At 70.6% G+C, this 12,376-nt stretch carries 7 protein-coding genes; 3 read left to right on the top strand and 4 right to left on the bottom strand.

Annotated elements, in window-relative coordinates:
* The first annotated feature begins 2 nt into the window (after window positions 1-2).
* Complete coding sequence (gene tyrS / locus BM393_RS14445; RefSeq protein WP_404932665.1) at window positions 3-1,181, top strand: tyrosine--tRNA ligase; 1,179 nt, start codon at window positions 3-5, stop codon at window positions 1,179-1,181.
* Window positions 1,182-1,361: 180 nt separating this feature from the next.
* Here the strand turns inward: tyrS and BM393_RS14440 are convergent, their stop codons facing one another.
* Complete coding sequence (locus BM393_RS14440) at window positions 1,362-4,832, bottom strand: S41 family peptidase (protein WP_141225337.1); 3,471 nt, start codon at window positions 4,830-4,832, stop codon at window positions 1,362-1,364.
* Between the two features lie 108 nt (window positions 4,833-4,940).
* On the bottom strand, window positions 4,941-5,840 hold the full coding sequence (locus BM393_RS14435; protein ID WP_091727332.1) for a 5'-nucleotidase: 900 nt from the start codon (window positions 5,838-5,840) through the stop codon (window positions 4,941-4,943).
* Window positions 5,841-6,049: 209 nt separating this feature from the next.
* Between BM393_RS14435 and BM393_RS14430 the strand changes: the two genes are divergently transcribed.
* Entirely contained in the window at window positions 6,050-8,275 is a 2,226-nt protein-coding gene (locus BM393_RS14430) for a TonB-dependent receptor (protein WP_091727329.1), read from the top strand.
* Window positions 8,275-9,549 carry a histidine-type phosphatase gene (locus BM393_RS14425; RefSeq protein ID WP_091727325.1) on the top strand — a complete coding sequence of 425 codons (1,275 nt, stop codon included), beginning with the start codon at window positions 8,275-8,277 and terminating at the stop codon, window positions 9,547-9,549. The genes BM393_RS14430 and BM393_RS14425 overlap by 1 nt, the downstream gene beginning before the upstream one ends.
* A 94-nt stretch (window positions 9,550-9,643) precedes the next feature.
* On the opposite strand, the gene gspF is transcribed toward BM393_RS14425, so the two are convergent.
* Together gspF and gspE are read right to left on the bottom strand one after the other, a co-directional pair.
* Window positions 9,644-10,855 (bottom strand): type II secretion system inner membrane protein GspF, encoded by a 1,212-nt coding sequence (gene gspF, locus BM393_RS14420; protein ID WP_091727322.1) that lies wholly within the window; start codon window positions 10,853-10,855, stop codon window positions 9,644-9,646.
* A 77-nt stretch (window positions 10,856-10,932) separates the two neighbouring features.
* Complete coding sequence (gene gspE / locus BM393_RS14415; protein WP_091727319.1) at window positions 10,933-12,366, bottom strand: type II secretion system ATPase GspE; 1,434 nt, start codon at window positions 12,364-12,366, stop codon at window positions 10,933-10,935.
* Window positions 12,367-12,376 lie beyond the last annotated feature (10 nt).

The following is a 12,376-nucleotide window of genomic DNA, read 5'->3' as shown; positions in this document are numbered from 1 at the left end:
CGATGCAGCAATCGCTGCGGGGCTGCGAGGAACTGCTGCCGCAGGACGAATGGCTGAAGAAGCTGGCCCGGTCCGAGGCCACCGGCCAGCCGCTGCGGATCAAGCTGGGCCTGGACCCGACGGCGCCGGACATCCACGTTGGCCACACCGTGGTGCTGAACAAGATGCGCCAGCTGCAGGACCTGGGGCACCAGGTGATCTTCCTGATCGGTGACTTCACCTCGATGATCGGCGACCCGTCGGGTCGCAACGCCACGCGCCCACCGCTGACGCCGGAGCAGATCAAGCACAACGCCGAGACCTATTACAAGCAGGCCAGCCTGGTGCTGGATCCGGCGCGCACCGAGATCCGCTACAACAGCGAATGGTCCGACCCGCTGGGCGCGCGCGGCCTGATCCAGCTGGCCGCCAAGTACACGGTGGCCCGCATGATGGAGCGCGACGACTTCACCAAGCGCTACGCGGCCGGCACGCCGATCTCGGTGCATGAATTCCTCTACCCGCTGATGCAGGGTTACGACTCGGTGGCGCTGAAGGCCGACCTGGAACTGGGCGGCACCGACCAGAAGTTCAACCTGCTGATGGGCCGGCACCTGCAGGCCGAGTACGGCCAGGAGCCGCAGTGCATCCTCACCATGCCGCTGCTGGAGGGCCTGGACGGCGTCGAGAAGATGTCCAAGTCCAAGAACAACTACGTGGGCATCACCGAGCCGGCCAACAGCATGTTCGCCAAGATCCTGTCGATCAGCGACCTGCAGATGTGGAAGTGGTTCGACCTGCTGAGCTTCAAGTCGATCGAGGAGATCGCGGCGCTGAAGCGCGAGATCGAGGGCGGCCGCAACCCGAAGGAAGCGAAGGTGATGCTCGCCAAGGAGATCACCGCGCGTTTCCACAGCGCGCAGGCCGCGGAGGACGCGGAGGCGGACTTCAACAACCGGGCCCGCGGCGGCATTCCGGACGACATCCCCGAGCTGACGCTGAGCGGCGCGCCGATGGGCATTGCCGCGCTGCTGAAGGCGGCCAACCTGGTGCCGTCCAACGGCGAGGGCAACCGCAAGATCGAGCAGGGTGGCGTCAAGATCGATGGCGTCACCATCAGCGACAAGGCCTTGAAGGTCGAGGCCGGCACGATGGTGCTGCAGGTCGGCAAGCGCCAGTTCGCGCGCGTGACGCTCACCTGATCTGACCTGACCGACTCACGCCATGCAAAACGGGAGGCCGAGGCCTCCCGTTCTGCTTGGAGTCAGCGAGTGCCTCCGGGCCCGGAACAGGGTGGGAGGTTCGCGGACGCGAGGCCTCCTACCCTGTGATGGGCCGCGCTGGCTGACGCGCAGTCGCGCAGCGCCGGTTGCCCATACGCCTCACTGCTTGATCGGCCGCAGATAAGGCCCCGGCTTCGGCGTCTTGACGGGATCCTTCGCGATCGCATCCTTGAGCCAGGCGATCGCCGCATCCAGCTGCGCATCCTGCCCATTGGCGGTCGCGCGCGGCGGATTGTCGACCTCGATGTCCGGCGTCACGCCCTTGCCCTCGACGAGGAACTGGCCGTCGACGGTGATCTGTCCGTTCTCCGCAGCGCGCATCAGCCCGTTGTCCATCAACCGGTTCTGGTCGGACAGCCACACCCCGGCGCCCGAGGTCGTCTTGCCGATGACCGGTCCCAGGCCCAGGCGCTTGAAGCCTTCGGAGAAGGTTTCGCCGTCGGAGTAGGTTTCCTCGTTGGCCAGCACGACGACCTTGCCGCGGAACACCTGCTGCATGTTGGGATAGGGCTTGCTGCCGTAAGGCGAGCGCGGTTGCCAGAAGGCCCAGGCGCGGCGCAGCAGCGTCTGCAGGATCCAGCTGTCGATGTTGCCGCCGTTGTTGTGGCGGACGTCGATGATGAGCCCCTCGCGCTCGCTCTGCGCGTAGAACTCGCGGGCGAAGTCGCCGATGTCGTCGCGAGTCATCGCGCGCAGGTGCAGGTAGCCGATCTTGCCGTTGCTGGCGGTGTCGACGATCCGGGCGCGGCCGTAGCGCCAGTCGTTGATGCGCAGCTGGCCTTCGCGGCGCAGGTCGACCGGCGTGACGACGACGGGGCGCTCCTTGCCGGAGGGCTCGCGCACCTGCAGCAGCACCTGCTTGCCGGCCTGGCCGCGCATCAGTTCGCTGGGATCGGGGGCCTGGGTCGCGTCGCGGCCGTTGATCTGCGTGATCACGCTGCCCACCGGGATGTTCAGCCCCGGCGCGGCCAGCGGGCCGGCGTCGGCCGGCAGTTCCGGATCGCCGCTGAAGATGCGGGCGATCTTCCAGCCCTTGGCGTCGCGCTCGAGTTGCGCGCCCAGCCCGGCGAAACCGGGTTCCTCGGCACCCTTGCGCAGCTCGCCCGGCGCGACCTGGCTGTGCAGCAGGCTGAGCTCGCCCACCATCTGCGCCATGACCTCGGCCAGCTCGCTGCGCTCGGTGACGCGTTCCACCAGCGGCGCGTACTTGGCGCGCATCGCGGTCCAGTCCACGCCGTGCATGTCCTTGTCGTAGAAGAAGTCGCGCTGCATGCGCCAGGCGTCGTTGAACATCTGGCGCCATTCGGCCTTGGGATCGACGGCGATCTGCCAGTCGGTCCAGCGCACGCGCGACTTGTCCAGGTCGCCGGGGATCTTCGGTCCGGCGTCGACGATCAGGATCTCCGGCGCGGCGCCTGGTGCCGCGGGGCGGCGGATCAGCAGCTTCTTGCCGTCGGCGCTCAGGTCGAAGGCGCCGACCTGTTCGGCGAAGGTCTCGACCTTGGTTTCGCCGGGACCGATCGGCAGCTGGCGCAGCGTGGTGCCCTCGTGCAGGTACAGGCGCTTGGAGTCCACGGCCAGGCCGCTGTAGTTGCCGGCGGCGATGGGCACTTCGAACAGGCGCAGCGACAGGCCGGGGATCTGGATCTCGGGCTTGCCCTTGGCCGCGGGCTTCTCTTCCTTCACCGCGGCGGCCTTGGCCTGGTCGACCTTCTGCTTCGATTCCTTGTTGTCGGGCTTGTCCTTCTCCTGCTCGCGGACCTCGGCCTCCTCCTTGGCCTTCAGGCCCTGGAGCTCATCCGGCTGCGCGAACGGGAAGCGCAGGCCCGGCTGCAGCGCCAGCGCGTAGACCTTCCAGCCCTTGTCGAAGAACGGGCCCATGTTGCGGTCGCCCCAGGGGCCGGGGTTGCCGGTCACGTCGAAGCTGCGGCGCGACAGGAAGTAGAGCCACTGGCCATCGGGGCTGAAGGCCGGCGCGGTCGCGGCGTAGCGGTCGCTGCCGAGCTGGTGGACCTTGCCGTCGGCGACGGTCAGCAGCATCAGCTGCTCGCGATAGGGGTTGCTGGTGGCGCGGACGAAGGCCAGCGCCTTGCCGTCGGCGGACCAGGACAGCGAGGCCGCGCCGTCGCCGAGCGTGTCGTGGTCGACCTCGCGGGTCGCGGCGGCGCGGCTGGGGTTCTTGAGGTCGGTGAGGAAGAGGCGGCCTTCCTTGTCGGTGTGGGCGATCCAGCGGCCGTCGGGCGAGGGCGACAGGCTGCGGCGCATCGCGGTGGCGCCTTCGGTGACCTGCCGCGGCTGGCCGGCGCCGTTGGCGGCCAGGCGCCAGATCTCGAGTTCGCCGCTGTAGTCGCACAGCGCGAAGACGTCGCGGCTGTCGCTGCTGAAGGCGGTGTCGCGGCAGCGGCCGGCGTCGCCGAGGCTAGCGGGCACCGGCAGTTCGGCGCGGCGCAGCGGGCCGACGCCTTGCGTGGCCAGGCGGCCGCGCGCGGTCAGCACGACCTGCTCGCCATTGGGCGACAGCGAGACCGCGGTCAGGAAGTCCTGCGGGCGGCTGACCCAGCGCTTGCGCTGCTGGTCGAAGTCGCCGCCCAGGGCGATGGACAGCTTCTGCTCGGCGGCGCTGCCGTTCAGGTCGAGGCGGTAGAGGTCCGCGCCGACGGCGAAGACCGCCTGCGCGCCGTCCAGGCTCGCATGGCGGATGTCCCATCCCTTGAGGCGGGTGTGCTGGCGCGGGTCGGAGCCGTCGGCCTTGACCGACCAGAGGTTGAAGGTCCCGTCCCGGTCGGACAGGAACGCGATGCGGGCGTTGCCGCCGGCGTCGACGTAGGGCATCGGCCGGCGGTCGTTGGCGCCTTCGGGGACCAGCGGCCGGGCCTCGGCGCTGCCGGTGAGGTCCATCACCCACAGCCGGGCCAGGGCGCCGCCGCGGTACTGGCGGGCGTTGTCGCCGCGCAGGCCGTTGCGGGTGAAGTACAGGGTCTTGCCGTCGGCGCTGAGCGCGCCGTCGCTGGCCTGGCCGACCGGCAGCGCGCGGTGCTTGCCGGTGGCGATGTCGACCAGGTGCAACTGGGTGCCGGGCTCGCCGCGCTCGGTGTTGCCGGTGTAGAGCACCTCGTTCTGCGCGGTGATGCCCCAGACGCGCACCGCGCCGGTGTCCCAGGTCAGGCGGCGGGGCACGCCGCCGGCGGCCGGCATGACGAAGACGTCGCTCGCGCTTTCCTGCTGGCCGGTGAACGCGATCCAGCGGCCATCGGCGGACAGGGCGGGATAGGTCTCGACGCCGCCATGGGTGGTCAGGCGCTGGGCGGTGCCGCCGGCGGCGGAGGCCTGCCACAGGTCGCCCTCGGCCACGAAGACCAGCCGGTCGCCACGCAGCGCGGGCTGGCGGTAGAAGCCCAGCGCCGGATCGACGAGCGCCGCACGGGCGGCCGCGCCGCGGGCGACGGCGTCGGCGGCGCCGAGGGCGGCAGCCGAGGTCGCGGCCGAGGTGGCGGTGGATTCTGCGGCGATGGCCAGGGTGGCCATCGAGCAGGCCGAGGCGATGGCCAGGCGGCGGAGCGTGATGCGCATCGAGGTCTTCCTTGTGGGAGTCCGGGGACGGAGCGTTGGAACGAGAAGGGAACCGGCCGGACGGCAGCCGGAAGTCATGCGGCGCGGATTCTGGCGCCGGGCGGGGCGTCAGCGGTTCGTCACCCCCATCGTGACGTGGCCGGCGGGCACATGGGGGACGGCGTTCTGGATGTGGCCGTGCTGGTCGTCGAAGAAGAAGTCGGGCTCGAACTCGCGCAGGAATTCGCCCTTGGCCAGGCCGCCGAGGAACATCGCCTCGTCGACCTCGACGTCCCAGTCCATCAGCGTGCGGATGGCGCGCTCATGGGCGGGGGCGCTGCGGGCGGTGACCAGCGCGGTGCGCAGGCGCATCGGCGCGGCGGGCGCGGCCTGCAGGCGCTGCAGCGCGTGCAGGACTTCCTTGAACGGACCGGCGGGCAAGGGCGTCAGCTTGCGTTCGCGTTCATGGGCCTGGAAGGCGTCCAGGCCATCGCGCTGGTAGATCTGTTCGGCCTCGTCGGAGAACAGCACGGCATCGCCGTCGAAGGCGATGCGCAGCTCATCGGGATAGGCGGCCGAGGCGCGCGCCGACTGCGGGAAGACGCGTGCCGCGGCCACGCCGGCGGCGAGGGCGGAGCGCACGTCGTCCTCGTTGGCGGAGAGGAACAGGTCGGCCTTGAGCGGGCGCAGGTAGCGCCAGGGGCTCTGCCCGCGGGTGAAGACGCCGCGCTCGATGGTCAGTCCGTAATGCTGCGCGGAGCGGAACACGCGCATGCCGGAGATCGGATCGTTGCGGGACAGGACGACGACCTCGACGCGGGGCGTCTCGCCCAGGGCGTTGAAGGCGAGCAGCTTGCGCGCCAGCGAGAAGGCGGTGCCGGGCTTGGCCGGCTCGTCCAGGCGCTGCTGCTGCAGCCGCATGTAGGCGCGGTCGTCGCTGTTCTCGAAGAGCTGGTTCTCCTCTTCGAAGTCGAACAGCGCGCGGGAGGAAAGGGCCACCACCAGGCGGCCGTCGAGGGAGGCGGGCATGGGTGGGGATGATAGGGGTCCCGGGGGCCGCCGCCGGATCGGACATGGCGGCGTGAGGTCGTCGTGATCAGGCGTTGACGCGGCATTGATGGCGCAATGAATCAGACACTTCTTGTCGATTTGGTGATCCGAGACAGCCGCCCGACTGTCATCGACCGGACATCCGGGCGCCCCAGCATCGCCGGCTTTTCATCCGCCAGACGCTCTCCATGCCGCTCGTCCGCCCCGCCCGCCTGTCCGCCCGCCTGTCTGCGCGCCGATTGATCGCCGCCGCCGCGGTGCTGAGTTGCCTGCCGTCCGCCCATGCCGACGACGACAAGCGCGTGCAGACACTGGACGTCGTCAGCGTCACCGGCAATTCGGTGAACACGCTCGCACCCAGCGCCGCGCCGCTCAATGCCAGCCAGCCGACCTCGGTGATCGATGAGCGCTTCATCCGCGACGCGCTGCGCTTCAACGCCAACTTCGACGACATCGTCAAGTACGCGCCCAGCATGACGGTGAGCTCGCCGGAAGGCCCCGGCCTGGGCAAGAGCGAAGGCATCAGCCTGCGCGGCTTCCAGGACGGCCAGTTCAACATCACCTTCGACGGCATCCCGTTCGGCGACGCGAGCGACCTGCATCACACCACCTCGGCCTACTTCAGCAACCACGTGCTGGGCCAGGCGCAGATCGACCGCGGTCCGGGCGGCGGCGCGTCGATCGGCAACGCCACCTTCGGCGGCACCATCGCACTGCGCACGCGCGATCCGGCCAGCGTCGACGGCATCACGCCGTACTTCACCCTGGGCAGCTGGAACACCCGCGCGGCCGGGCTGTCGGTGGACCACAACTTCGGCGATACCGGCGTCTTCGCGGAGGTCTCCAAGGAGTCCAGCGACACCTTCCTGTCGCACACGCGCGATGACCGCAAGCACCTGTTCCTCAAGACCGTCAGCGCGCTGGGCGACGACACGACCTTGACCTTCGTCACCAGCGTCAACCGCGAACGCCAGAACACGGTGCAAGGCGCGACGCTCGACCAGATCGCGCAGCACGGCTGGCGCTTCGGCCTGGGCGACGACCCGTCGCTGCAGACCTATGCCGGCTACAACGGCGCGAGCTACCGGTCCAGCTTCACCTACCTCGGCGTGACCTCGACGCTGGGCGGCTGGACGGTCGACAACAAGGTCTACTTCAACGACTTCGACCACGCGTCGGACAAGACCAGCGATCCCACCGACACCGATCCGTCCCACAACGGCGTGCAGTTCTACGACGCGGCGGGAAAGAAGACCACCAAGGTCGCGACCGACGTCCCCGGCAAGCGGGCCGACAACGGCTTCCATGCCTATGGCGACGTGCTGCGCCTGGCGCGCGAAGCGGGGCCGGGGCGCTTGCAGGTCGGTGCCTGGGTGGAGCGCAACGACGACGCGCGCTGGCAGACGCCGGTCGACTTCACCACGGGCGCGGCCACCGGCACGAAGTACGGCTATGCCGACAACTACCGGCTGAAGGACACGACCGACACCGTCCAGCCCTACGTTCAGTACGACTGGAAGGCGGCCGAGGGCGTGACGGTGAGCCCGGGCCTGCGCTACTCGAGCGTGCGCCGCGGCATCGATGCCGAGCTCAACAAGTCGACGCCGCCGGCGCCGCTCAAGGCCAGCGCGACCTACGACGCCTGGCTGCCCTCGATCAGCGTGCACGACCAGCTGAGCCACGACTGGTCCGCCTACGCGCAGGTCGCCAAGGGCTTCCTCGCGCCGCCGGTCAACGTGATCCAACTCAACGGCGCGCGCGGGCTGGATCCGGAGCTGACGACGAACTACCAGCTGGGCACCGCCTATGCGACGCGCGAGTTCAACTTCGGCGCCGACGTCTATCGCGTCGACTTCGGCAACTACATCAGCCAGACGACGATCGACAGCGGCGCGGGCAGCGAGAGCGTGTACGTCAACGCGGGCGGCGCGGTCTACAAGGGCATCGAGGTCGAGGGCACCTATGCCTTCACGCGCCAGCTCAGCCTGTACGCCAACGCCAGCCTCAACCACGCGACCTACAAGGGCGGGTCGGTGCGGGTCGCCGGCACGCCGCGGGCGACCGCGGCCATCGGCCTGATCTACGGCGACAAGCAAGGGCTGTTCGGTTCGCTGATGACCAAGATGGTCGGCGCGCAATACGGCGTCGACAACACGACCGATGCCAAGGGCACCACCGTCTTCGCCAACAGCCAGCGCCTGGGGGGCTACAGCAGCGTGGACGCCTCGCTCGGCTATCGCGCGGACCAGGGGCCCTGGGGCACGAAGGGCTTCTCCGTCAGCCTCGACGTCAACAACCTGTTCAACGCGAGGAAGCTCACCGCGTTCGCCGGCAACCAGTCGGTGAGCGGCGCGCCGCTGTACTTCGGCCTGCCGGGCCGGGGCGCGTTCGTCGACATGGCGGTGAAGTTCTGATGGGCGCGCGCGTCGCGAGCGCGGTCGCCGCCGCGGTGGCGGCCTTGATGCTGACGATGCCGACGGCGCAGGCGCAGGCGCAGGACGCCGGAACGCCGGTCTCGCGGCCCGCGCAGGCGCCGGTGCTGCGCATCGTGCTGATGCGGCACGGCGTGCGCTCGCCGACGAAGTCGCCCGAGGCGCTCGCGCCCTTCGCCACCGAGCCCTGGGCGCGGTGGCCGGTCGCGCCGGGACAGCTGACGCCGCATGGCATCGCGGCGATGAAGGCCCTGGGCGGCTGGTGGCGAAACGAGCTCGGCCTCGATCGGCTCGCGGCGAGATGTCCGGCATCGGCCGGTGCCGGGGCGCCGCTGCTCGTGATTTCGGATAGCACGCCCAGGAACCACGCGAGCGCGAAGGCGCTGATGGAGGGGCTGCTGCCCGGTTGCCCGGAGGCTGGCCACTTCGGCCTGCCGGCGGGGCAGCACGATCCGCTCTTCCAGGGCAGCGCCGGGTCGGACGAGGAGGTCTCCCCCGACGCGGTCAAGCGCCGGGACCGCATTCCCAAGGACGGGCTGGACGAGCTCCAGGCCGTGCTCATCGGCGGCGCTGGCGAAGCGGATCGGCAAGCGGCCCGCGCGTCGGGGCACCAGCTGCTGGTCGACCAGGCGGATCCGCGCAAGCCGATGGGGACGCTGGCGGAGAACCTGATGCTGGAGTACGTCGAGGGCCTGCCGGCGCCAGCCTGGGGGCGCCTGGACGAGTCCGGCATCGGTCGGGTCGTTGAACTGCACAACGCGGCGTTCGCGCAGCAGTGGAAGGACGATCCGGTCGCGGCGCGGCGGCGCGCCTCCGATCTGCTGGCGCGGATCTCTGCGGCGCTGCGCGCGGGCAACGCGCGACCGCTCGCGGGCGATGCGCAGGGGGTGGGCGCCGGCACGGTGTTCTTGGTCGGGCACGACACCAACCTGGCGGCGGTGGCCGGACTGCTGGGCCTGGACTGGCACGACCCGGCACGGCCGGATGACTATCCGCCAGGCGGCGCGCTGGTCTTCGATCTCGTCGCCGGGGCGGCCAGTGCCGAGGTGCGGCTGGGCATCGCGATGCCGACCTTGAGCGCGCTGCGCCGCGGCCGCTTCGATGCGCCGGGCGACATGGCCGTGAAGCCGGTGGCGATACCCGGGTGTGGCGGCGCTTGGGGGTGCCCGCTGGGTCGATTCGCTGATCTCGTCGATCAGGTGATCGACACGGCGGCGGTCCCGGCGGCCGAGCCGGTCCGGCCGTTCGTCCGTTAGCGGTCGGAAGCGGCCGACGCGGCAAAGCAGCCGAAGCAGCAGAAGCGGCCGAGGCCGCTGCTTGCCGCTGGACGAAGCGCCGCGCCGCGCCCGGCTACTGCGCCGCCAGCTTGTTCATGTCCATGATCGGCAGCAGCACCGACAGCACGATCAGCATCACCACGCCGCCCATGGCCACGATCAGCAGCGGCTCCAGCAGCGTGGCCAGCGTCATCGCGCGGCGCTTGACCTCGTTGCCGAGCTGGCGCGCGGCGCGCTGCAGCATGTCGGGCAACTGGCCAGTCTGCTCGCCCAGGCGCGCGAACATCGACAGCAGCCCCGGGAAGCGCTTCTTGCCGGCGAGCGCCGCGCCCAGCGGCGCGCCCTCGCGGACCTGCGCCAGCGCGTCCAGCGCGTCGGCGCGCATCGCCTGGTTGGACAGCGTCTCGGCCGCCGCCTGCAGCGCCTTCAGGATGGGCACGCCGGCGCCGGCCAGCATCGCCAGCGTTCCCGAGAACCGCGCCGCGTTGTAGCCGCGCGAGAGCCGGCCCAGCAGCGGCAGGTTCAGCCATGCGGCGTCGAAACGCTGCCGCGGACCTTCGCGCTTGAGGATCTGGCGCGCGCCGAAGAACACCGCCGCCAGCACCGCCACGATCGCCAGGCCCCAGGTCCGCATCAGGTCGGACAGGCCCATCATGATCCGCGTCAGCAGCGGCAGCGTCTGCTTGGTCTGCGTGAAGACCGCCGCCACCTGCGGCACGACGTAGGTCAGCAGGAAGCTCACCGCCAGCACCGCGATGATGCAGACGATCACCGGATAGGCCAGCGCGCCGAACAGCTCCGAGCGCAGCCGCTGCTGCTCCTCGAGGTCGTCCGCCAGGCTCTCCAGCACCGGGCCCAGCGCGCCGCTCTGCTCGCCGGCGGCGACCACCGCGCGGTAGACGTCGTCGAACTCGCGCGGCGCGATCGCCAGCGCCCGTGCGAAGGACGAGCCCGCATTGACCTCGGACTTCAGCTGCGACATCAGCTCGCGCTGGCGCGGATCCTCGGCCTCGTCGGCCAGCGCCGACAGCGAGCGCTCCAGCGGCAGGCCCGCCGAGACCAAGCCCGCCAGCTGCCGCGTCCACACCGTCAGCCCTGCCGCCTTGAAGGCGCGCCGCGCGAAGCGCGACTGCTTGCCGGCCGGTGCCGCCACCGGCTTCACGTCCATCGGCACCAGCCCCTGCGCGCGCAGCTGCGTGCGCGCGGCTTTCGCGGTGTCGGCCTCCAGCAGGCCCTGCTGGGACTTGCCGGACGCGTCGAGGGCGTCGTACTTGAAGGCGGGCATCGCTGGGAACCTCGTGATTGACTGCGTCGTGCGGCGTCGGGGGTAGCGTCAGGGCGCGCGGTCTTGATCGGCCGCGCTCACTCGCGCGTGACCCGCAGCACTTCCTCTTCGGACGTCACGCCCGCGGCCACCAGCCGGTCGCCATCCTCGCGCATCGAGCGCAGGCCGTTGGCGCGCGCCGCGGCCAGCAGCTCGGACTCCGCCGCCTGGTTGTGGATCAGGCCGCGGATGGTGTCGTCGCAGACCATCAGCTCGTACACGCCGGTCCGGCCCTTGTAGCCGCTGCTGGCGCAGGCCGGGCAGCCGACCGGGTGGTAGCGCGCGCCGCCCTCGGGCAGCGGCTCCGGCGACTTGCACACCGGGCAGAGCTTGCGCACCAGCCGCTGCGCCAGCACGCCCAGCAGCGACGAGCTCAGCAGGAAGGGCTCCACGCCCATGTCGGTCAGGCGCGTCACCGCGCTGACCGCGTCGTTGGTGTGCAGCGTCGCCAGCACCAGGTGACCGGTCAGCGAGGCCTGGATCGCGATCTGCGCCGTCTCGTAATCGCGGATCTCGCCGATCATGATCACGTCCGGGTCCTGGCGCAGGATGGCCCGCAGCGCCTTGGCGAAGGTCAGGTCGATGCGCGCGTTGACCTGGGTCTGGCCGATGCCGGGCAGCTCGTATTCGATCGGGTCCTCGACGGTCAGCACGTTGGTCGTCGAGGTGTCGACCGTCTGCAGCGCCGCGTACAGCGTCGTCGTCTTGCCCGAGCCCGTCGGGCCGGTCACGAGCACGATGCCGTGCGGCTGCTGCGCCAGGCGCTGGAAGCGCTCCAGCCGCTCGCCGTCCATGCCCAGCGCCGCCAGCGTGAAGCGCGACTCCGACTTGTCCAGCAGGCGCAGCACCGCGCGCTCGCCGTGCGCCGACGGCAGCGTGCTCACCCGCACGTCGATCGCGCGGCCGCCGATGCGCAGCGAGATGCGGCCGTCCTGCGGCAGGCGCTTCTCGGCGATGTCGAGCTCCGCCATGATCTTCAGCCGTGAGATCAGCGCCGCATGCAGCGCGCGGTTCGGGCGCACCACCTCGCGCAGCGTGCCGTCGACGCGGAAGCGCACCGAGCTCTCGCGCTCGTAGGGCTCGATGTGGATGTCGCTGGCGCCGTTGTTGGCGGCCTGCGTCAGCAGCGCATTGAGCATGCGGATGATGGGCGCGTCGTCGGCGGTCTCGAGCAGGTCCTCGACCGCGGGCAAGTCCTGCATCAGGCGCGACAGGTCGACGGCGCTCTCGACCTCGCCCACCACCAGCGCGGCGCTGTCCTCGCCGCCCGCGTAGGCCGCCTGGACGCGCTGCGACAGCTCGGCCACGCTCAGGCATTCGATGCGCGAGGGCGCGTACACGCGCTGCAGTTCCGACAGCACCGGCAGCGACAGCGCCGGCGTGGCCCACAGGGTGCGCTGCTGGCCGTCGTCCTCGAGCAGCACCTGCTGCGACTTCGCGACGGCGTAGGGAAGGGGATGGCGGCTGGCCATGGCGGCTCCC

Source organism: Mitsuaria sp. PDC51 (genome assembly GCF_900113225.1).
GTDB lineage: Bacteria > Pseudomonadota > Gammaproteobacteria > Burkholderiales > Burkholderiaceae_C > Roseateles.
The sequence above is the reverse complement of the archived record's forward strand: the minus strand, read 5'-3'. Positions and strand labels throughout refer to the sequence as shown.